At 39.7% G+C, this 21,484-nt stretch carries 19 protein-coding genes and 3 pseudogenes; 14 read left to right on the top strand and 8 right to left on the bottom strand.

Features of this window, described 5'->3' with window-relative positions:
• Positions 1–8: 8 nt before the first annotated feature.
• The 3 genes from bcsB to LG402_RS20440 form a co-directional block, all read right to left on the bottom strand.
• Complete coding sequence (gene bcsB / locus LG402_RS20450) at positions 9–2,360, bottom strand: cellulose biosynthesis cyclic di-GMP-binding regulatory protein BcsB (RefSeq protein WP_227336214.1); 2,352 nt, start codon at positions 2,358–2,360, stop codon at positions 9–11.
• Between the two features lie 2 nt (positions 2,361–2,362).
• Positions 2,363–4,483, bottom strand: coding sequence for a UDP-forming cellulose synthase catalytic subunit (bcsA, locus tag LG402_RS20445; protein WP_166539255.1), 2,121 nt, complete (start codon positions 4,481–4,483; stop codon positions 2,363–2,365).
• A 171-nt stretch (positions 4,484–4,654) separates the two neighbouring features.
• On the bottom strand, positions 4,655–5,053 hold the full coding sequence (locus LG402_RS20440; RefSeq protein WP_109410096.1) for a hypothetical protein: 399 nt from the start codon (positions 5,051–5,053) through the stop codon (positions 4,655–4,657).
• Between the two features lie 1,363 nt (positions 5,054–6,416).
• Here LG402_RS20440 and LG402_RS20435 point away from each other — a divergent pair.
• The 3 genes from LG402_RS20435 (at position 6,417) to LG402_RS20425 (ending at position 8,709) form a co-directional block, all read left to right on the top strand.
• Positions 6,417–6,968 carry an NADAR family protein gene (locus LG402_RS20435; protein WP_227336213.1) on the top strand — a complete coding sequence of 184 codons (552 nt, stop codon included), beginning with the start codon at positions 6,417–6,419 and terminating at the stop codon, positions 6,966–6,968.
• Between the two features lie 157 nt (positions 6,969–7,125).
• Positions 7,126–8,037, top strand: coding sequence for an N-acetylglucosamine kinase (nagK, locus tag LG402_RS20430; RefSeq protein WP_166539253.1), 912 nt, complete (start codon positions 7,126–7,128; stop codon positions 8,035–8,037).
• An 87-nt stretch (positions 8,038–8,124) separates the two neighbouring features.
• On the top strand, positions 8,125–8,709 hold the full coding sequence (locus tag LG402_RS20425; protein WP_109410099.1) for a rhomboid family intramembrane serine protease: 585 nt from the start codon (positions 8,125–8,127) through the stop codon (positions 8,707–8,709).
• A 19-nt stretch (positions 8,710–8,728) separates the two neighbouring features.
• Here the strand turns inward: LG402_RS20425 and satP are convergent, their stop codons facing one another.
• Entirely contained in the window at positions 8,729–9,292 is a 564-nt protein-coding gene (gene satP / locus LG402_RS20420) for an acetate uptake transporter (RefSeq protein ID WP_109410100.1), read from the bottom strand.
• 346 nt (positions 9,293–9,638) lie between these two features.
• On the opposite strand from satP, the gene LG402_RS20415 reads away from it, so the two are divergent.
• Together LG402_RS20415 and LG402_RS20410 are read left to right on the top strand one after the other, a co-directional pair.
• Complete coding sequence (locus LG402_RS20415; RefSeq protein WP_413685695.1) at positions 9,639–10,046, top strand: YgiW/YdeI family stress tolerance OB fold protein; 408 nt, start codon at positions 9,639–9,641, stop codon at positions 10,044–10,046.
• 467 nt (positions 10,047–10,513) lie between these two features.
• Positions 10,514–10,963 (top strand): DUF411 domain-containing protein, encoded by a 450-nt coding sequence (locus LG402_RS20410; RefSeq protein WP_166539251.1) that lies wholly within the window; start codon positions 10,514–10,516, stop codon positions 10,961–10,963.
• Positions 10,964–11,092: 129 nt separating this feature from the next.
• Here LG402_RS20410 and LG402_RS20405 read toward each other — a convergent pair whose 3' ends face one another.
• Positions 11,093–11,362 (bottom strand): DUF7000 family protein, encoded by a 270-nt coding sequence (locus LG402_RS20405; RefSeq protein WP_413685694.1) that lies wholly within the window; start codon positions 11,360–11,362, stop codon positions 11,093–11,095.
• A 540-nt stretch (positions 11,363–11,902) separates the two neighbouring features.
• On the opposite strand from LG402_RS20405, the gene LG402_RS20400 reads away from it, so the two are divergent.
• Complete coding sequence (locus LG402_RS20400) at positions 11,903–12,142, top strand: BrxA family protein (RefSeq protein WP_001353740.1); 240 nt, start codon at positions 11,903–11,905, stop codon at positions 12,140–12,142.
• Positions 12,143–12,329: 187 nt separating this feature from the next.
• Here the strand turns inward: LG402_RS20400 and intI2 are convergent.
• A pseudogene (intI2, locus tag LG402_RS20395) lies at positions 12,330–13,307 on the bottom strand (class 2 integron integrase IntI2).
• A 331-nt stretch (positions 13,308–13,638) separates the two neighbouring features.
• On the opposite strand from intI2, the gene dfrA1 reads away from it, so the two are divergent.
• From dfrA1 to LG402_RS20355, 8 genes and pseudogenes are all read left to right on the top strand, one after another.
• Positions 13,639–14,112, top strand: coding sequence for a trimethoprim-resistant dihydrofolate reductase DfrA1 (dfrA1, locus tag LG402_RS20390; protein WP_000777554.1), 474 nt, complete (start codon positions 13,639–13,641; stop codon positions 14,110–14,112).
• A gap of 129 nt (positions 14,113–14,241) precedes the next feature.
• On the top strand, positions 14,242–14,874 hold the full coding sequence (locus LG402_RS20385) for a type B-2 chloramphenicol O-acetyltransferase CatB2 (RefSeq protein WP_012477387.1): 633 nt from the start codon (positions 14,242–14,244) through the stop codon (positions 14,872–14,874).
• A gap of 71 nt (positions 14,875–14,945) precedes the next feature.
• Positions 14,946–15,470 carry a streptothricin N-acetyltransferase Sat2 gene (gene sat2 / locus LG402_RS20380; protein ID WP_000704156.1) on the top strand — a complete coding sequence of 175 codons (525 nt, stop codon included), beginning with the start codon at positions 14,946–14,948 and terminating at the stop codon, positions 15,468–15,470.
• A gap of 57 nt (positions 15,471–15,527) precedes the next feature.
• A pseudogene (gene aadA1 / locus LG402_RS20375) lies at positions 15,528–16,363 on the top strand (ANT(3'')-Ia family aminoglycoside nucleotidyltransferase AadA1).
• Positions 16,364–16,391: 28 nt separating this feature from the next.
• Positions 16,392–16,889, top strand: a complete 498-nt coding sequence (locus tag LG402_RS20370; RefSeq protein WP_001444089.1) for a hypothetical protein — start codon at positions 16,392–16,394, stop codon at positions 16,887–16,889.
• Between the two features lie 60 nt (positions 16,890–16,949).
• A complete protein-coding gene (locus tag LG402_RS20365) occupies positions 16,950–17,321 on the top strand; it encodes a hypothetical protein (RefSeq protein ID WP_000119696.1) in 372 nt (123 codons plus the stop codon).
• 409 nt (positions 17,322–17,730) lie between these two features.
• The gene (locus LG402_RS20360) at positions 17,731–18,108 is read left to right on the top strand and encodes a hypothetical protein (protein ID WP_001271300.1); all 378 of its coding nucleotides are present in this window, start codon (positions 17,731–17,733) and stop codon (positions 18,106–18,108) included.
• 22 nt (positions 18,109–18,130) lie between these two features.
• Positions 18,131–18,283: pseudogene (locus LG402_RS20355) on the top strand (IS256 family transposase); the annotation flags it as partial.
• Between the two features lie 55 nt (positions 18,284–18,338).
• On the opposite strand, the gene LG402_RS20350 reads toward LG402_RS20355, so the two are convergent.
• Positions 18,339–19,955, bottom strand: a complete 1,617-nt coding sequence (locus tag LG402_RS20350; protein ID WP_000251879.1) for a Tn7-like element transposition protein TnsE — start codon at positions 19,953–19,955, stop codon at positions 18,339–18,341.
• Entirely contained in the window at positions 19,956–21,482 is a 1,527-nt protein-coding gene (locus tag LG402_RS20345; protein ID WP_001243518.1) for a TnsD family Tn7-like transposition protein, read from the bottom strand.
• Positions 21,483–21,484 lie beyond the last annotated feature (2 nt).

Raw genomic sequence — 21,484 nt, 5'->3', positions numbered from 1 at the left:
ATATACTCCTATTTACCTGAACGATGCTGTGATATCTGATGTAAACGACGAGTTGAACGACGTTGTAACCAGTAATAAGTCACTAAGCCCGTCAACGCACAAAAACCAACAGCTAAAAGACCAAGCAAATACACATGCCTAGAGCTATACCAAAGAAATTGTTGTAATAAAGGTAAGTCACCTTGAGAGAAGTGTTCTCCTAAATGGAAACTTCTTACCGTGTCTTTACCACTAATCAGAGTGATGTCGCCTTTTATGGCTGCATTTATTTCAGCTAAATTTAAATCGTTGATAATGGTCTTTATTGAATCATTACCTTTAGCAGTCACTAATACGACAACCCTATCGCTCGCCCAAGGTGAGATAAAACTCACCATGCCACGCCAGTTGTTTACGGAAGAGAGATAATTAGCGGCATCACCACTTTGAGATAAATAATCACCAGCAATCCAGCCTTTCGCTTTATCAAGCAACGACTGTGATTTGATCTCGATATTTTTATTTAAAAAAGAGAATGCCTGTTGTGAAAAACGTGCTGGTAAAAAATCGTCACTGTTTAATGAGCCAATTGCTAATATATCTTGTTGAGAAAGGTTATTTTTCTCTAGCGCTTTAGCCCCTAAGAAAACAGAAGCATGAGAAACTGGTGTACCCGTGGAATAGCCTGATCTCGCCATTAAATTGACTAAGGTATAAAGCTCTTCTGTTGTCGGATTTTCAGGTAATAACAGTGTGGTTTGTGAAAAATCAGCACGACGACTAAATGGGAATGAAGCCCCTGAAAAATACGCCAAGTTCGGCATTCTTGAATAGTGCCAAGTATTTTTAAATTGCAGCGTTGATTGCGGATCAATTCGGCTAATCAAGCTACTGCCATCCGTTAAAATACAAGGAGAATCATCAGGCTCACGTAAATCAAAATAAAACTGCAATTGATTTTGGCTATAAATTTGACGAGGGTTTAAATAGAGAGTGCTGTTTTGCTGTTCACTCTCCATACCTAGCCATTGTCTTAACATACCTAAAGGTTCTGAACGTGCTGGATATAACGCACCTAAGAATTGATTATTCAAAGAAGCAATCAATGAAGAACGACGGCTATTGAGCTTATCTGAATGAGGAAAAACATATTTCAATTCTAAAGGTAACGCATCACCATCCCACCAAAAAAGATCGGGTGATACACGAAATGAAAACTGATTCGGCGCATGATTAATACCTTGACGCGAGAAATCATCGCCACCATTAGCAATTTGACCCAATGTGACCGGTTTATTGGTATTTAACCAACGTGGTGCATCGTAATCTTTTCGTACAGCCAATGTTTGAGAAGGTACAACTAAGTGATCGTTTTGTGGCAGTTTACCGTTATTTAGCGCCCATACTGCTTGGCGTAATGATTTCTCATTATCACCACTGATCAGTAATAATTTGAAAACAGGATCAACGGGGTTATCAACAATAGTTAATTGCCCACTATTTCCTGAAGGTAGAGTAATACCAGCAATAGTTTGTCCGGAGTAACCAACTAAAATACCGTCACTTTCAGGTAATTGGTTCATTAGAACGGGTAAATCAACTTGCTTAATATCATGACTAAAACTACCAAACCATGATGCCGCAATCGCTGCTGTTGTTACCTCTGCATGGTCAGGTTTATCTGACAATATGATAGGTAACGAGGTCGCTGTCATTCTGTCGGGATCAAAGAACGGTAGGGGCAATCGTTCCAGACTGTACCCGCCATTAATCCAGCGACCTCGATAATCTAATGATGAATCAGGTGAAATAACGAGGCTAAGTCCTTCAGCTAATGGTGGTGTACATTGATTTTCATCTAATGCATCACGACTTGCTAAACGGAAACTCAGATTATTCACATTCGTCAACATCATTTCAGGGATTTCTAAAACATACTCATGCTCTTGCCCACCTTCTTCTAAAGGTAGAAATCCCATAGGTTGACCATTTAACATTAAATGAAGTGTTTGATCCGATTGAACTAATCCTTGAGATGCTTTCACTTTCATTGTTAGTGTGGCGTTATCGATAAATAAATCATTCGCCATATTAAAAGTCACACCAGAAAGTAATCGTCTTCCTGATAATACGATAGGCGATGGGTTTCCCATCTGTGCCAACGTTAATTGCTCTTCGATATTACGAGCTTCTGATAATGCCACATCTCCCATTCTGATAGGGTTATTGGCATTTTGTTGCACTGGTGATTGAGTATAAGAAGTCGGGTCAGGCAAAAATTCACCACCGAGTTCTAACATACCTGTCGCAGCTTGAGATAAATTAATACTCGCAATCGCTATAGCAGTCAGGCTTAGCATTAATGTCAGTTTCTTTTTCATGCTTAGTCATCCCCGTTAATAGATTGCACAGAGAGTGAAGTTTTAGCTTTGGTTCTTGTTGCTACTGGTTTTACTTTTTGACGACGACCAAAGAACAATTCAAAAATACAACGCGTAATTCCTGCCAATTCTTTAAAAGGTTTATCTTTGTAATCTGTTTGATGTATCCATGCATCTGCACGACCAAAGATAATGCGCACCAATTTACGGCGAACATTTAAACTGATAGGTAAGAATTCAAGGCGTAATTGATTGTTTTCTAAACTAACCATTTCAGCAGGAACTGAAACCTCATCACGCTGAACATTTAACGTGATTGATGTGACATTGCGTTGGCGTAATTCCGTCATTTTATTCACTGCGATACGAACACCACCCATTGAAATATCTTCAGTGGTAGTACTTAATTCCGCACCATCATCAAAATGCAATGTAATAGGAAGAGAGGCTTTAATTCGAGTATGTTTACGAATTTGGCGTGTCTCTTTACCAACAGCAATCGATGCAAGAATAATAAATAAGCTGTAAGTTGCCCAAGTCAGGTTTAAAACAATAACTAGAGGATCAATACCTTGGAAATCGTTTAATAAATAACGAATAACGACCCATGAAATACCCGTGATTAAAAGAAGAGCAGTAATAATCAAAGGGCGTACAGTGAGGTAATCCATATAGCTTTTATCTAATAAATCACCTTTATCTGTTACGTTGAATTTACCTAATTTTGGTGAAACTAAGCTGAGTAGCGTAGGTAAAACCAAGCCAAAAGCCATCACAGTTTCATAAATTTCACCCCAGAAAGAATAACGATATTTACCGATATTTTTTGAGTTTACATAAACCGACATGATTAAGTGTGGCAATGCATAGGCGAATATCATGCTGGCAGATGAAGCAATAATATTGAGGTTAAATAACATAAACAGTAACGGCGCAGTCAAAAAGATAATACGAGGCAAACCGTACTGAAAATGGAGCATGGCATTGAGATAACATAGGCGCTGAGGAAATGTTAAACCACGGCCTAACATTGGATTATCAACGCGGAATATTTGTGTCATTCCTCTCGCCCAACGAATACGTTGGTTAACATGTAATGCTAAACGTTCTGTGGCAAGGCCTGCTGCTAAAGGAATATCAATAAATGCAGAGTTCCAACCTAGACGCTGTAATTTCAGTGCTGTGTGGGCATCTTCTGTTACTGTTTCAACGGCGATACCACCGATTTCTTCAAGCGCACTACGACGCATAACCGCACATGAGCCACAGAAAAATGTCGCATTCCAGTTGTCATTACCACGCTGTACAGGGCCATAGAAAAGTGCGCCTTCATGTGGTGCATCTTTAGCGGCACTTAAATTACGTTCAAAGGGATCTGAAGAATAGAAATAGTGAGGTGTTTGAATAAGCGCTAATTTAGGATCTTCAAGGAAGCTACCGACTGTTGCTTGCAAGAAAATACGAGTTGAAATATGGTCACAATCGAAAACGCAAATTAGTTCACCATCTGTTAATCCCATCGCGTGGTTTAAGTTACCTGCTTTGGCATGATCATGAACTTCACGTTCAATATAAGTTACACCCACATCACCAGCGAATTGTTTAAACTCTTCACGACTACCATCATCAAGGATATACACTTTCATTTTATCTTGAGGGTAATCGATAGCCTGTGCGGCTAAAACTGTATCACGTACCACATCTAAACTTTCGTTATATGTTGGTATATAAATATCAACAGTTGGCCATTGAGAAACATCTTTAGGCAAAGGGGCTATTTTTCTATTTAATGGCCATGATGTTTGGAAATATCCTAAGACCAAAATAATCCAAGAATAAATCTCAGCCATAAATAAGCCACTACCTAAAACAGCTTCGATAGTTGTATTAAAATTAAGGGTATTTGTCGCACGCCAGTAAAGATAACGTGTTGACATCAACAACGATATAAAAACCATTGTTAACAATCGTTTTTTTGATTTTTTAAAGCCGATAACAAATAACAACAATATATTGATAATACCGAATATATATTGTTGCTCGGCGCTCATTGGCATAACAATGAGTGAAAACATTGTTATCAATAAGAAAGCCGTAATTAATATTTTAAATATTTTATTCATAAACCCATACCTTTGTCATCGCCATAGATCTTTTCTTAAGACAAAGGTTGCCCGTCGATATGAATAGATATCGAAAAGAAATAAACCTAGCTTAAAAAATAAAATAACAATGGCTAAAGATTGACACCAGTCAATATTATTTATTTATACAAAGAGTGTTACTTATTTGAATTAAACAGAGGCAATAAATGACAATATATCTTTTAGTGATATATTTTCATGTGCATGAACTCTATCTGTTTCATTGCTATCAAATATTTTATTATCTGCTAACAAATTTTTCTTACTCTTAATTAAATTGTCTTTCTTTGCTTTAACAACTAAAGCATCCTGGTGATAAGAAGGAGTTGGCGAAACAGTAATAGGTTGTTTTAGTTCATTTTTCACGGTGAGTGAAGTTTCTGAAAACGTATTATTACTTAAATTACTAATTTTATTATTATCTTCACTACTTATAATTATTGGTTCTATTTTATTATCAACATCTTGCGTTACAGAAGAAGGAAACTCTTGAAAAGCAAAAGCATCCTCCTGGAACTTATCTTTTAAGTTACTTATATCATCATACATAGTGTGGCCCCTTTAATAACAGCACATTAAATCTTGTTCAATAATTTGATGCTCATACAAAATAAGAGTGTGTGATCCTTAGAGATAAATTCAAAACAAATTTAAATATATCTTTATAAATCCACATTTAAACTCTTATTAAACTATCAATTAATGAACATCAACTATGTAGGGTAAATTAATCTTATAAATACTGATTTTTTTAATTTCAAATAAACACCATCTGATTAAGAGCAATGATTATTTAAATTAAATTGTATAATTATTTTAATCAAAAAGACAACATCAAAAAAAGCGTAAAAATTTAAGCGATACTCATTTTCACTTCATAAATTTGGGTATTTTTACTTAATTTCACATTCATTGTTATCATCGAAAATAGCGTCTTTTTTACCCCAAAAAACACAATTAAAAACCGGATAATAACTACTATTAACTAATAACAATTTGTATAAATTTTATAAAAATAAAATTCTAAAATAATCATTAATTAATATTATTTCCTCTAAAAACTAAAGAACCTTTCAAGATCAAATTAAAAAAATCCTCATATTTTAATTAAATTCATTCTCTAAAAAAGAGCAGAAAAAATGTTAAATATTATTAATTCATATTGATCATCATCAAAAATGATTTATTTTTTACACTCAAAAGGTGAATTTATTGCTTTTTATCATATTAAGATGAGCAGTTTTTATTGAAAAAAAATTAAATACATCAGAGTTGGTTAAGTTTTAGAAAAAACACCCTAATAAAATAGACAAAAATAGATTATCTAACTATGAGTAGTATCACTATTTGTTTATGGTAAATACCACTAAGAATAACCTGTATTTTAGGATAATTAACTTAAGTTATATTTTATACTTAAAACAGTATTGTTAATTTAGCTTAACAACCTAACAAGCGTGACCTAGTTCAAATTATAAATGTAACGATGAAAAAACACGATACAACAAACGTAACCATTTGAATTTTATTCAAAAATAATAAAATAATAGTTATATATACCAATAATTAGTACAAATACCCATAATTATATTTTTTTATATTAAAAATACTTAATCAACTACATCTTTATACTAATAAGATATTGTCATTTTGAGATAATCCTTTTATGTAACTATATAAAATAAAATACTTTTTAGATGGTTTTTTTAAGAACAATCCTACGGGTTTAAGTTCTATTTTTTTTATGATTTGATAGAAACTAATCAAAATAAGACGTGTAATTATATCAATATGAACAAATAGCGGAATCGCTTCACCTACTCACAGAATCACAAAAAGGCACTCTATCCTTCTTTACTTCTATGCTATCTTTATTAGATAAACAAAAAGCCTTCGTGATAATGGAAAGAAAATGGATTTAGAACAATTAAAGAAAGATTTCCGTACAGGTAAGAAAATAAAATTTGTTTACTTTTGGGGACACAAAAGTAAAACAGATGAAGTCACAAAAAGCTGCTTTAGCCAATGGTATCCAGCCCCCTTTATCTTAGATGATATTCGTTACATCAGTGCTGAACACTATATGATGGCAGAGAAAGCAAAGCTTTTTAATGATATAGAAATACGAGAGCGTATTATAGCAACATCAAATCCTGGTACAGCTAAAGCACTTGGTCGAGAAGTAAAAGGATTTAACCAAGAAATTTGGGAGCAGCAACGTATGGATATCGTTATTCGAGCCAATATCGCCAAATTTTCTCAAAATAATGCATTGGGTACTTTTTTAATTTCCACAGGCAATCGTGTGCTTGTGGAAGCAAGCCCCGTTGATAAGATATGGGGAGTAGGTTTAAGTGAACAAGACAAAGAGATCAGTAATCCCCTTTTATGGAATGGATTAAATTTATTAGGCTTTGCTCTAATGAAAGTACGTAGTGTTTTAATGGAAGGCAGTCATCAATAGGTAAAAAAAACTCAACTGTCACCAATCACTGTTACTTTTTACCTAGTGTATATAAACAGTAGAGATAACTTAAATATTGACTGAAATAGAAATGGCACGGTATCAACAATCTTGTTGTTACTATAAATAATATTTACAGAATAATTAAGAGACTGATATGTATTATGGTTTTGATATGGGCGGCACAAAAATTGAGCTTGCCGTTTTTGATAAAGATCTGACTCAAGTGTGGCAAAAACGTGTTCCTACACCTAAAAATGACTATCAGTCATTATTGAATGTTTTTAAGGAGCTAACTTTAGAAGCTGACAACGAATTAGGATGTAAAGGAAAGATCGGCGTAGGTGTGCCAGGCATTGTAAATGCAAAAGAAGGAACCGTGTTTACCACCAATGTTCCAGCTGCCAAATACAAGCCTATGGTTCATGATCTCGCACATATACTCAACAGGCCCGTTAAAGTTGAAAATGATGCCAACTGTTTTGCCTTATCAGAAGCTTGGGATCCTGAGTTTCGCCATCATCCTTCTGTACTTGGCCTTATTTTAGGTACAGGTGTCGGTGGTGGTTTTGTTGTTGATGGCAAAGTGCTTTCTGGAAAAAATGGCATTGCTGGTGAAATTGGCCATATGAATTTAAATGTAGATGCAGATAATGTCATAGGCGATACCATGCCAAAAATTATCTGTGGTTGTGGTAAAAAAGCGTGTTTTGAAACTTATTTATCAGGCCGAGGCTTTGAACGTATGTATAAAGCTTTCAATCATACGCCACAAAGAGCTGTTGATATCGTTGAGCAATATTATGCTGGGGATAAGAAAACAGAAGAACATGTTGATCGTTATATGAAAGTACTTGCGATTTACCTTAGTAATATTCTTACTGTACTTGACCCACATTTAATTGTTATTGGTGGTGGATTATCACAATTTAATGCATTGTATGACCAATTGCCTGAATATCTCTCACACTGTGTCTATGGAAATGCGCAAATTCCAGCAATAGAAAAAGCGCGTCACGGTGATGCAGGTGGCGCCCGTGGAGCTGCTTGCCTTAATTTATTAGACTGATAAACAAAAAAGAGCCTTTCTTCTTTTATTAAAGGCTCTTCTATCAAAACGGTTTTATCTACGTCACTCTGTATTAAGGCTATCGTTATGGATAAGATTTGGTTTAAAAAAAGATTAACCTTTCTTGGTGGATTAACGATCACATTAATCCTACTTCAATTAATTGGCTCTTTATTGCCTATTTCTCTTCTTCAATGGGGAATTATTCCAAGAACAGGAGAAGGATTAATTGGCATCTTTATCGCCCCTTTTGTACATGGTTCTTGGTCTCACCTTTTTAGTAATCTACTTCCTCTTCTTATTCTTAGCTTTTTATCCATGACGCAATCTTTACGAGAATATGTTTTATCAAGCTTATTCATTATTATCGTAAGTGGTTTGTTGGTTTGGATTTTTGGACGAAGTGCTATTCATGTTGGTGCAAGTGGCTGGATCTTTGGATTATGGTCTTTATTGATTGCTCACGCTTTTACTCGACGGAAAATTATCGATATTGTCATTGCCCTTTTTGTTTTATTTTATTATGGATCAATGGCCTATGGGTTAATTCCAGGTCAATTAGGTGTATCGACTGAATCACATATTGCAGGTGTGGTTGCTGGGTTACTTTATGCATGGTGTGCAAGAAAATTAGTACGACGAAAAAGCCAAGTAGTAGAAGTGGCTAAATAACCACTTCTTTATAAAACAGTTACTTGTGACCAATTGGCAGTATTGTTCTGCCATACATCTCATTTAATACTTCAGCCATTGCTAGATAAAAAGCACTGGCGCCACAAATAATACCTTCAAAGCCGGCAATTTTTAAAATCAGTGCATTACCAGTGATATTTCCAATCGCCAGTAGGGCAAATAAAATTGTCAGGCTTAAAAAAACAAACTGTAATGCTCTATTGGCTTTTAATGTGCCAATAAACATGAAAAAGGTAAATATTCCCCATAATGCTAAAAAGACACCTAAAAAGAGAGGGGTTGTTGGCTCACTTAAGCCCATCACGGGTAATAACCAAATTCCTACCAATGTTATCCAAAAGAAACCATAAGAGGTAAATGCGGTTGCGCCAAAAGTATTGCCTTTTTTGAACTCAAAAATACCAGCAATAACTTGTGCGATCCCACCATAAAAAATTCCCATACTCATAATGACTGAGACAACAGGGAAAAAACCGGCATTATGTATGTTCAACAAAATCGTTGTCATACCAAAACCCATTAAACCTAATGGACCCGGATTGGCAATGCGTTCGTTAGTCATAAAACCTAAAACCTCTAAAAATAATAGGGGAAAATTAAAAAAAATTTGAAGGCGCTGGATAATAAGAGGTAATAGATCTAAAAACAATGATCCCGAAGGGTATATTTTTGAATAACCGCTAGCACCGATCCCAAGGGGAAATAACCAGTGGATTTAACTTAGAGAAAAGAAGTATTTAGTGATAGATGCTTATATCAATAAAAAACACAAAGAAAAATAAAGAACTACAATTTAAGGGGTAATATCAATCAGTTGATATATTAATACTAAAATTTACCTTAACATGCGGTTTTATACATGAAAATGAAATAAAATCTAATTCATTAATTAGTTGAATTATTAACCTATAAGTGAGCTTGTTATGAAAAAAATTCTAGTATTATTAATTGGTAGTACGTTAGCGTTTGCATCTCAAGCAAATACAACACACCAAGGTGGTTTTCAAGGTTCAATTCAAGCACCAACAGAACAAGGTGGATTTAAAGGCCCTTCTATTAGTGAAACTACGGTTGCTAAAGCAAAAGATCTTTCTGATGACACATGGGTTATCTTAACGGGTAAAATTACCAAAAAAATTGGCGATGAGCTGTATGTTTTTGAAGATAGCACCGGCGGTATCAATGTAGATATTGATAATAAAAGATGGCGCGGACAAACAGTCACACCTGAGAATACAGTCAGAATTGAAGGTAAGGTTGATAAAGAGTGGACAAGTACTGAGATCGATGTAAAACAAATTACAATTATTAAATAATTAATATCAAATAATTTGCATCTAAAGCCAACCAATATACCTTACAAAAAAGCCAATTAATTGAATAAGTTGGCTTTTTTTATTTTTTAAATTCAATCAATAAAATTGTACACCTTATACAAATTTATCCGCTTTAACTTCAAGTTAAGCTTAGGTTTATACTCACTATCAGTTAAAGCACAATCACTCTTCGCAAGAGGTGATTTAACTAATGAGATACCCTCATAATCATTTACATCCTAACTCTATGTTTACCCTACTTTCTCCATTTTTAGCCTGCTATGCAGGCTTTTTTCTTTTTATATCAACAAATCATTAAGAAAAGAATAAACAGAGTATTATTTATATCTTTGTTTTCTATAAATATTTTTTTACAAAATTCTACGTGTTTATACCTTTATTAAATTGACCTTCCCGTAGGGGGAAAGATTATTGTCTCTCTATCAATTTAATGAAAGGAATAAACAATGAAAAATTTATTACTGACTTCTATCATTGCAATCTCAGCTTTTACAAGTACAGCTTATGCTTCTAATCATAATGTTGTTGAGGTTTATAAAACAGAGAGTTGTGGATGCTGTACTTTATGGGCTGATGGTGTAAAAGAAGCTGGCTTTAACGTTAAAGTGAATATCGTTTCAGAAACTCAATTAATGGAAAAATATCAACAAGCAGGCGTGCCAAATAATTTATTAAGTTGCCACTTGGCAACTTACCAAGGTAAGGACTTAGTTGGACATATCCCGGTTGATAGCTTAAAAAATATCGACTTAGTGGATAAATCGAAATCGGGCATTGCTGTTGGGGGAATGCCTGCGGGAAGTTTAGGTATGTATGCTGGTGATTATAAAGAGCCTTACCAAGTTATTGCTTTTGATAAGTCAGGTAATCAATCTCTATTTAAGTCTTACAACTAGGTTTTTCTTACTTATTTTTCTTAATTAGTTTTGTTCTTACTGTAGTGTTGTTTTAATAGCGATATATCTCTCCGATAGTGCTATTTTCCTCTGTCTGTTATCGATTTGCGGGCAGAGTTTTATCGCTTATCAAGATGCTTCTCGTTGCTTTATTTCATCTGTTATTTTTGTTGTTGTTTTTAAGGCTTCTTGAAAGATCTTGTCTGTCCGTTTTCTATTCCATTTACTTGTTTTTAGTAATTCCCAGTAATCTTGTTGAACAAGTGCATTTTGCCCCATTAACCATAATTCAAATTGAAGGGATTGGTGATTTAATACAATACCCAAACGTAATTTTCGCTCACGTAAAAAATCATCAAAAAAAGGAAAATAAGTAAAATCTAAATACCCAGGGGAAATATTATCTATCGAAAATGTATCTGGTAGATAGTGTGGGCGGACAAAATAGTTGGGAACTGGGAGGGGTGGAAATGGAGTTTTTAAGGATTATTTAGGGAAGAGTGACAAAATAGATGGGAACTGGGTGTAGCGTCGTAAGCTAATACGAAAATTAAAAATGACAAAATAGTTTGGAACTAGATTTCACTTATCTGGTTAACTAATCTAGCTAACCTGCCGCTCAGCTTAGTACGATCCTATATCCAACTGATCATAATCCTTTCATCAGTATCCCAAATTAAATCCCCCTCCTAGACTGCCTCACCAACACTTTACAGTGATCCCGTATTTCCGGACAGGTGATTGATTTTTTTCGCTTGTACAGGTGTTAAGCCACAGTTATCTTGATGTGGACATTATGCATTGTAATAGCCCATTAACATGCGCTAAGAGCATAAATTAATATACAGTAACAAGCATTACGAGGTGCTAATGTTTGGAAAGCAGCCTCTTCCAACTACAATAATAAGTTAACTATCCTCCACCCACAAATAATTACAAATGACCCCTTTCCGCTATAACTCCGATCTCACCAGCGGCTCGCTACAAACCCGAGAGTGTCGCATTATTACTGGCTTGTTACTCCAAGAGCTTGATGAAGCTGCCTGGGATAAAGCCATGTATAAGGAAAATGTGCTTCAGAAACGCACGCAATCTACGGTAAGACGTATTTCTTCAGCGCTTAGAAAACGCCTAGAACACCTAAGCTCTGACTTTTGGGCTTTTGCGTTTTTATGTTAGGCATTGTCTGGCAACTGGAGGAAGTGTAATGACCATGAATGGTCACTGTGATTGACAGTATCTTGCTTAAACTTATCTGAACAATGGTAGAACTGGCTCATATTTATCCCCTCTATGATTGTTTATCTTTTTCACCATAAAAAGTATCAGGGGCTACTCAGGGCTACATAAAGATATTTATCTACTTTTACTGATTGATAAGTAGCATCAGTCCATCCGCAGGACTGGTGGTGCCGGCAAAATGCTGACCCAACACATGCGTATAGATTTGCGTGGTCTTAACATCGTTATGCCCTAAGAGTTCTTGCACAGTGCGAATATCACGCCCCGCTTGTAATAGATGCGTAGCAAACGAGTGACGAAATGTATGACAAGTGACACGCTTGCTAACGATGCCTGCTTTTTGTACGGCTGCCTTCAATGCCTTTCGCGCAACGGAGTCATGCAGATGATGGCGGCATAATTTGCCGTTATACGGGTGGTTGCAGAGCGTGCTGGAGGGAAAGACAAACATCCACGCCGCTTGTCGATAAGCAGAAGGGTATTTGTGATCTAAAGCAAAAGGCAGCGATGGCCCTACGCCTTGTAAGTTGTCGTCTTGCTGAATAAGCCGCGCTTGCTCAATGAGTTATTTTATTGCTGGGATTAGGCGCGTGGGCAGTAGGCTGTTTCTGCTTTTCCCACCCTTACCGTCATGCACAGTGATGCAGCCATTATCAAAATCAAAATCTTTAACCCGCAAACGCAAGCATTCATTAATGCGCAAACCTGCACCATACAGCAGCGTAAAAATAACTTGGTTGCGAGTATCCATAACCTGCAAAATGCGTTGCACTTCATTTGCAGAGATAACAGAGGGTAGCCGTCTAGGCTTGCTTGCAGGGATATAATCAATATCGCCCAACGGCTGTTGTAAAAACCTGTTGTACAAAAAAGCTAGGGCATTTAAAGCGATTTTCTGCGTGTTTATGGCTACATGTCTGCTGTTTGCTAAGCTGGATAAAAACAGCCTGACCTCTTCACTGCCCATGGTCTGAGGATGACGTTTTTTGTGAAACAGAATAAAACGCTTAATCCAGTGCAGGTAAGTTTTTTCAGTTTTCAGCGCATAACCTTTTTGTCGCATATCCGTGCGTATAGAATTTAAAAATGGACTGTTAGACATAAAACGCTCCTTGTCTTGCAACTGTCTGCCTATACAGCCTATTCTAGCTGGGATTTAAAAAAGTGCCTGTTTTTTACGCCTAGAGATGCTTGTTTACCGGTAGAGTTTTAATTTAATGCTAAATAAATTAAAATGTTATGAGTTCTTTGGGTGAGATAATGTGCATCGTGCAAGCAGGATAGACGGCATGCACGATTTGTAATAACAGAGTGTCTTGTATTTTTAAAGAAAGTCTATTTAATACAAGTGATTATATTAATTAACGGTAAGCATCAGCGGGTGACAAAACGAGCATGCTTACTAATAAAATGTTAACCTCTGAGGAAGAATTGTGAAACTATCACTAATGGTAGCTATATCGAAGAATGGAGTTATCGGGAATGGCCCTGATATTCCATGGAGTGCCAAAGGTGAACAGCTCCTGTTTAAAGCTATTACCTATAACCAATGGCTGTTGGTTGGACGCAAGACTTTTGAATCAATGGGAGCATTACCCAACCGAAAGTATGCGGTCGTAACACGTTCAAGTTTTACATCTGACAATGAGAACGTATTGATCTTTCCATCAATTAAAGATGCTTTAACCAACCTAAAGAAAATAACGGATCATGTCATTGTTTCAGGTGGTGGGGAGATATACAAAAGCCTGATCGATCAAGTAGATACACTACATATATCTACAATAGACATCGAGCCGGAAGGTGATGTTTACTTTCCTGAAATCCCCAGCAATTTTAGGCCAGTTTTTACCCAAGACTTCGCCTCTAACATAAATTATAGTTACCAAATCTGGCAAAAGGGTTAACAAGTGGCAGCAACGGATTCGCAAACCTGTCACGCCTTTTGTGCCAAAAGCCGCGCCAGGTTTGCGATCCGCTGTGCCAGGCGTTAGGCGACGCGTGGAGTCGCTCTAGAATTTTCGGGTACAAATTTTATGACGAATTATTTTGAGAGTCCCTTCAAAGGGAAGCTTCTGACTGAGCAGGTGAAGAATCCGAACATCAAGGTAGGGCGGTATAGCTACTATTCCGGCTATTACCATGGGCACTCGTTTGATGATTGTGCTCGCTACCTTCTACCAGACCGTGATGACGTTGATCAGCTGATTATCGGCAGCTTCTGCTCCATCGGATCAGGCGCAGCTTTTATTATGGCTGGGAATCAAGGCCACCGATATGATTGGGTCTCTTCTTTCCCTTTCTTCTACATGAACGAGGAGCCCGCGTTTGCAAAATCAGTCGATGCATTCCAGCGGGCTGGCGACACAGTTATAGGAAGTGATGTGTGGATCGGTTCGGAGGCCATGATCATGCCCGGGATCAAGATCGGGCATGGAGCGGTGATAGGTAGCCGCGCTTTGGTTGCCAAAGACGTGGAACCCTACACCATAGTGGGGGGAAACCCTGCAAAGTCGATTAGGAAGCGCTTTTCTGAAGAAGAAATTTCTATGCTTTTAGATATGGCTTGGTGGGATTGGCCGCTGGAACAAATCAAGGAAGCAATGCCTTTTCTTTGTTCGTCTGGCATTGCCAGCCTGTATCGTCGCTGGCAAGGCACAAGCGCCTAACAATACGCTACACACGGACAAATTACTCGCTGCGCTCCTAATTTGCCGGTGAGCGTGGCGTTAGGCGTCATATGAAGATTTCGGTGATCCCTGAGCAGGTGGCGGAAACATTGGATGCTGAGAACCATTTCATTGTTCGTGAAGTGTTCGATGTGCACCTATCCGACCAAGGCTTTGAACTATCTACCAGAAGTGTGAGCCCCTACCGGAAGGATTACATCTCGGATGATGACTCTGATGAAGACTCTGCTTGCTATGGCGCATTCATCGACCAAGAGCTTGTCGGGAAGATTGAACTCAACTCAACATGGAACGATCTAGCCTCTATCGAACACATTGTTGTGTCGCACACGCACCGAGGCAAAGGAGTCGCGCACAGTCTCATCGAATTTGCGAAAAAGTGGGCACTAAGCAGACAGCTCCTTGGCATACGATTAGAGACACAAACGAACAATGTACCTGCCTGCAATTTGTACGCAAAATGTGGCTTTACTCTCGGCGGCATTGACCTGTTCACGTATAAAACTAGACCTCAAGTCTCGAACGAAACAGCGATGTACTGGTACTGGTTCTCGGGAGCACAGGATGACGCCTAACAATTCATTCAAGCCGACACCGCTTCGCGGCGCGGCTTAATTCAGGAGTTAAACATCATGAGGGAAGCGGTGATCGCCGAAGTATCGACTCAACTATCAGAGGTAGTTGGCGTCATCGAGCGCCATCTCGAACCGACGTTGCTGGCCGTACATTTGTACGGCTCCGCAGTGGATGGCGGCCTGAAGCCACACAGTGATATTGATTTGCTGGTTACGGTGACCGTAAGGCTTGATGAAACAACGCGGCGAGCTTTGATCAACGACCTTTTGGAAACTTCGGCTTCCCCTGGAGAGAGCGAGATTCTCCGCGCTGTAGAAGTCACCATTGTTGTGCACGACGACATCATTCCGTGGCGTTATCCAGCTAAGCGCGAACTGCAATTTGGAGAATGGCAGCGCAATGACATTCTTGCAGGTATCTTCGAGCCAGCCACGATCGACATTGATCTGGCTATCTTGCTGACAAAAGCAAGAGAACATAGCGTTGCCTTGGTAGGTCCAGCGGCGGAGGAACTCTTTGATCCGGTTCCTGAACAGGATCTATTTGAGGCGCTAAATGAAACCTTAACGCTATGGAACTCGCCGCCCGACTGGGCTGGCGATGAGCGAAATGTAGTGCTTACGTTGTCCCGCATTTGGTACAGCGCAGTAACCGGCAAAATCGCGCCGAAGGATGTCGCTGCCGACTGGGCAATGGAGCGCCTGCCGGCCCAGTATCAGCCCGTCATACTTGAAGCTAGGCAGGCTTATCTTGGACAAGAAGATCGCTTGGCCTCGCGCGCAGATCAGTTGGAAGAATTTGTTCACTACGTGAAAGGCGAGATCACCAAGGTAGTCGGCAAATAATGTCTAACAATTCGTTCAAGCCGACGCCGCTTCGCGGCGCGGCTTAACTCAAGCGTTAGAGAGCTGGGGAAGACTATGCGCGATCTGTTGAAGGTGGTTCTAAGCCTCGTACTTGCGATGGCATCGGGGCAGGCACTTGCTGACCTGCCAATTGTTTTAGTGGATGAAGCTCGTCTTCCCTATGACTACTCCCCATCCAACTACGACATTTCTCCAAGCAACTACGACAACTCCATAAGCAATTACGACAATAGTCCATCAAATTACGACAACTCTGAGAGCAACTACGATAATAGTTCATCCAATTACGACAATAGTCGCAACGGAAATCGTAGGCTTATATATAGCGCAAATGGGTCTCGCACTTTCGCCGGCTACTACGTCATTGCCAACAATGGGACAACGAACTTCTTTTCCACATCTGGCAAAAGGATGTTCTACACCCCAAAAGGGGGGCGCGGCGTCTATGGCGGCAAAGATGGGAGCTTCTGCGGGGCATTGGTCGTCATAAATGGCCAATTTTCGCTTGCCCTGACAGATAACGGCCTGAAGATCATGTATCTAAGCAACTAGCCTGCTCTCTAATAAAATGTTAGGCCTCAACATCTAGTCGCAAGCTGAGGGGAACCACTAGTGTCATACGAACCTCCAAGAGACGGTTACACAAACGGGTACATTGTTGATGTCATGTATGACAATCGCCCAAGTAAGTATCCAGCTGTGTTCAGAACGTACGTCCGAATTCCAGACTATGTCGAACTAGATAACGCGGAGGAGCTGGCCGACGCAATCATTCGAGAGGTTGAGTTAAAGGAGGCATGGCTCACAAGGGTCTTGGGGAACTCAGCCGATCCTGACGCTTCTGTGGGCAAGTGGGACCGGCGCCTAGCGCAGTGCGGTGGTATTGATGAGATGTCAAGTGGGGTGCAGGCAACATACTTCAGTCCAAACGGTCAGCTGGTCGGCTTAGTGGCATACATTGATGCCGAATGGATGGATGAATAGCTCTGACGTTACGATTCAGGTGAGACAACCAGATGGGCATTGCGTACAAGCTCAGTTGCCACCGATGTGGCTACGAGTCTGATCTTCTTTACCTAGGCCAAGGTATGGCGATGCTTCCTGAGCAAATAGTCGGAACGTGCACATGCTGCGACAATCTAACGACGATTTCTATAAATGAAAGCTACGGAGTATGCTCACTTTGTGGGGCTAAGGATCGTGTGATATTTACAAGCTATCAGCATGAGGCAAGGCCAAGAAATCCCTGCTATCTAGAGAGAAGTTTCAAATATCAATGCCCAAGATGCCATGCCTTCAGTATGGAGCCTCCGGATCTACCGGAGATGCTTTGGGACTAATGCTCCGCTTTGCCTCGGGTATCCGTTCGACCTATGTTTAAGAGGAAACGCACGTGTCTGCCGCCAAAGCTCTTGCCTATGCACTTTGTGACAAGTTGGAAAGCAAAAAAGTTGATGAAGTCGTACGAAATCTTGTTTCTAGCGGCTGGAATATTAGGGAAGTGGCCTGGGAAGCTTCGTCCTTTGATCATGAAATGCCCTACTTTGACACGGGGCGGGACTTCGATATTGGATTTCCTGACACGCTGTCATCCAAGATTGAGTTTTTGACCGCGAATGGATCAATCGTCCAAGCACGTGCTCGCCTGCACTTCAAGCAGGCTCTAATTTTTGCCAAGGCGTCCAAACATGTCGCCGCGCTCAAGAACTCATTGGATTACTACTATGGATCGTCTGTAATCCCCCCTCAAAACCACGGAGGCTATTTGTAGAAAATTCCATTAATATGAACTCAAGGTGTTCCCTACGGACGAATCAGCGATGAAGGTGGTGTACCTGGCTATCCAGGCGGCGACCAAGAAATGGACGATGCCGATCCGCAACTGGAAGCCGGCCATGAACCGTTTTATGATCGAATTTGGTGACCGTTTAAATGGCCACCTTTAACTGACCGGCAAAAGCACTTACACAAAAGGGTTTACAGGCTCTTTCAGTCATTCCTTTAATGCGTAAATTGCTCTCTAACCACTCTCTCAGCCCACCCTTCCATATCCTCTCTCGATACTTGCAGCTCCCCCAACCCCTTTGGATGATTCACCCCTCTATGCCCGTCTTGTCCATATAATTGATCAAACAAACTATTTGGCCAATTCAATGAGCTCTTCACCACTCCACGCCGTATCTTTTCAAAATCATTCCGCCATGTTTCGCTATCAACGCCACTCAACACTTTGGTAGAAAGCATTTTCACCCCATCCGATGCATCCACCTCTAGCAATACAAATTCACTGCCATTACGTTGCACCCCAACGGCTTTAATCACTCTTGGTGAGCCATCTTTACACAGATGTAATCGGCTACGCCCAACTTTTGGCAAAACCAAGGTTTCTTCAAAAAGCACCCGACATGCAAATTTAGTTTTTAGAATTGAAAGTAGCTCATCAAAAGCAGCAAATCGATTAGCAAAAATAGAGTTGTAATTGGTTGCATCCTGCTTCCCACCCACATCTGCCGCTGCTAGGACACCACCTAAGTGTGGCTCATCAGTACTAACCAAATTACTATTTTCACTTGTTGTTGCTTCTTCTTTTTCTAAAATAGTTTGGCTACTTTTTCTTGCCCTGCGAGATTTTTCAATTCGACTAGGTCTACTAAAACTTATCCATGTCGGCTCAGCCTCTATGACTCGTGTGTCTGTGTCTATATTGGCTGTTTCCTCATCGTCCAACTGTAGATGCTCATCATCAACAACTGACTCTGTTGAAACCGCTATGTGCTGCGTACTACCATCACCTGCCTCCTTTTCCTGAAAAGAGGCATGGCTAATAGCTGTTGTGCTAGGAAGCATAGCGTTGATTTCTAAACCTACTATTTCCTCAACTAAATAATCCTTATCCTCGTTAGAAGAACGTCCTTTTACATGTAATTTCCAACCCTGCATGGGCGGAGGGTCAAAGCTAAAGCACCAGCTTTCAACGCCGTTCTTAATTTCTCTATTTTGTTGATAGTGCCTAAAAATACTTTCATACGAATCCATAACATCTTGATCCGAAAACAACCAAACCAAAAGCTGCACTACGGCCGACTGCTCTAACGCCCCTTTAGGAAACGATGAACTGGGTAAGATCCTTATCTCTAAATGATCTCGCTCAACCTCATACTGAACGTCGAACTCTTGCTGTAAAGCGGTACTGCTCAAACAGCTTCGACAGAAATAGGAGTTAATTAAAAATAATGACCGAGCTAGCTCTAACTGTGGGATGTGATAACGAGTCTTGCTATATGGTGTTTCAGCTTCGTAAATAAATGAACTCTGCGCTCCATCCTTGTTGCGTACGGAAGCAAAGGACGAGAGATTAGGAAAATCGATTATTTTGGCTCGTTGAAGATCCGATGCTTCAAACTCAATCACACGATCCGCCTTATTTATTTGCTTTGTTGTACTGTTAACCACCTTAGCTCGACTTAATAAAGGCAAATGAGTAAATCGAGTCCATTTCCGTTCTTGCATTGGATTAAACCAAACAAAAATACGCCACTCCTTATGACCCGAGTTACGGAATAAATGACCAATATGTACAACCTGCACATTGTCATTAAATGTAGCTAGCCTAACCACTCACTCTTCCCCATAAACCATTTCCAAGAATCTTTGTGCTTCCTCAGTTATCCGCTCTTTAGATAACGTTGCACTTCTTAATAATCGCCAGCGCCTAAGCTCAACATCTTCCTGTTTAAGCTTAATAAAAGCTTGGCTAATCCGTCTAATTTGATAATCTTCCACACTCTCTGAGTAACGCTTTAAGCAAAGCGCTACCAAAGGCAGTTTCTGTAGATTTTTTGCAAGAGAGGTTCCGTTAGGAGTTTGCTTTAACAGCCAGCTCGATGTCGCTCTTGGGTGATCAAGGCTACTATCTAGACGCTTTATGATTCTTAATAGTTGTCGTACAGCAATTCGATCTCTTTGGTTCCAATCAACTCTAGGGGCGGGTGCCAGACGCTCTTGTTGATGCTGTTGATTCCAGTGAACTAGCCAATCCCTGTCATGTCGGTAAAGCCAAGCGTATAGCACCCCACCCTCTAAAGACTGTCTTGCCGCCTTAATTCCTTGGTATTTATGCACTAGTTGCTGCCAGTCTTTATGCTTAACAGATAAATCTTCAGAGTTAGGTTGCACAGACTGGCTAACAGGTCTTGTCGTTATAGAGTGCTCAGTAAGAGCACTTGCCTGCTGTAGCGCTTCTATAACCGTTAGTTTTGGCAATAAGGCTTGCCACACAATACTATGCTGTAAATAACTAAAGGCTTTTCTATGCTTACGGAATATACTTTTCAGCCAACACGTGTCCTTGTTCTCTGCCAACTTTAAATCCAGTTTCTCTAGTGCCTCATCACTAAAAGTCTGCCTCACTCTCTCCGCCACCAAGTCATGACGAATGTGCTTGCTTTTGGTTAGCCCTAGATCCTGCGCTAAGCGCTGATAAAACAGCGTCCACTGCTCAAGGCTTGGGGAAAGCTCTTGCGCTCGTGGAGCATCTAACAGAGGGGCTATATAAGCAGCTAGTGCTGTTAATTGAGATAGGGAGTCTTTGGGGTAGTCTGAAAGCAGCTCAGTATGACCCAAAGCCCAAAATTGATGTCGGTGATCATCTACAGCTCTATCAAAGAAGACTAAAGCACCGTGTTTTGGACAATATGGCAAAGCGGGCAAATACCAATCTCGTTGCCAAAAGGCTTCCCCATACCTATTTAGCTGAAGAGCAACGCAATCAGGGCAGTATCTAAAGCGGTTATCGCTCTTAACTCTAGAAGCAGCGACTCCTAGCATTAAATGCACCGCACCTTGCGCTTGGTACTCCATTAACCGAATAGCTTCGTCTCGGCGCTCCTTGCCTACAAACGGAGCATATAAAGGGAATAAGGTATGCTCATAAATAAGCTGCTGAACAGCGTAACGTCCTGTTTGATGTAGATGTCTTGCTATCACACCTAAATGCGAGGGCAGACCTAAGGTAGCGACCACCTTGCGGTTGCCATACACCTCATCCAACAGCTGCTTAGGACTAACAATCCCTTGATAAACGCCTGCCCGTGCAATAGTGCTATAAATCAGCTCATTCGAGTACGGAACAGGAAAGTTTCTCATGG

Source organism: Proteus sp. NMG38-2 (assembly GCF_020640995.1).
Classification (GTDB): Bacteria; Pseudomonadota; Gammaproteobacteria; order Enterobacterales; family Enterobacteriaceae; genus Proteus.
The sequence above is the reverse complement of the archived record's forward strand: the minus strand, read 5'-3'. Positions and strand labels throughout refer to the sequence as shown.

Excerpts from the sequence above, each read along its gene's own strand:
- LG402_RS20410 (WP_166539251.1), top strand. The coding sequence starts at position 10,514 with ATGAAAAATTTATTACTGACTTCTATCATTGCAATCTCAGCTTTTACA.
- LG402_RS20400 (WP_001353740.1), top strand. The coding sequence starts at position 11,903 with ATGACCCCTTTCCGCTATAACTCCGATCTCACCAGCGGCTCGCTACAA.
- satP (WP_109410100.1), bottom strand. The coding sequence starts at position 9,292 with ATGACTAACGAACGCATTGCCAATCCGGGTCCATTAGGTTTAATGGGT.
- nagK (WP_166539253.1), top strand. The coding sequence starts at position 7,126 with ATGTATTATGGTTTTGATATGGGCGGCACAAAAATTGAGCTTGCCGTT.
- LG402_RS20425 (WP_109410099.1), top strand. The coding sequence starts at position 8,125 with ATGGATAAGATTTGGTTTAAAAAAAGATTAACCTTTCTTGGTGGATTA.
- bcsB (WP_227336214.1), bottom strand. The coding sequence starts at position 2,360 with ATGAAAAAGAAACTGACATTAATGCTAAGCCTGACTGCTATAGCGATT.
- bcsA (WP_166539255.1), bottom strand. The coding sequence starts at position 4,483 with ATGAATAAAATATTTAAAATATTAATTACGGCTTTCTTATTGATAACA.
- LG402_RS20385 (WP_012477387.1), top strand. The coding sequence starts at position 14,242 with ATGACGAATTATTTTGAGAGTCCCTTCAAAGGGAAGCTTCTGACTGAG.
- sat2 (WP_000704156.1), top strand. The coding sequence starts at position 14,946 with ATGAAGATTTCGGTGATCCCTGAGCAGGTGGCGGAAACATTGGATGCT.
- LG402_RS20435 (WP_227336213.1), top strand. The coding sequence starts at position 6,417 with ATGGATTTAGAACAATTAAAGAAAGATTTCCGTACAGGTAAGAAAATA.
- LG402_RS20370 (WP_001444089.1), top strand. The coding sequence starts at position 16,392 with ATGCGCGATCTGTTGAAGGTGGTTCTAAGCCTCGTACTTGCGATGGCA.
- LG402_RS20345 (WP_001243518.1), bottom strand. The coding sequence starts at position 21,482 with ATGAGAAACTTTCCTGTTCCGTACTCGAATGAGCTGATTTATAGCACT.
- LG402_RS20440 (WP_109410096.1), bottom strand. The coding sequence starts at position 5,053 with ATGTATGATGATATAAGTAACTTAAAAGATAAGTTCCAGGAGGATGCT.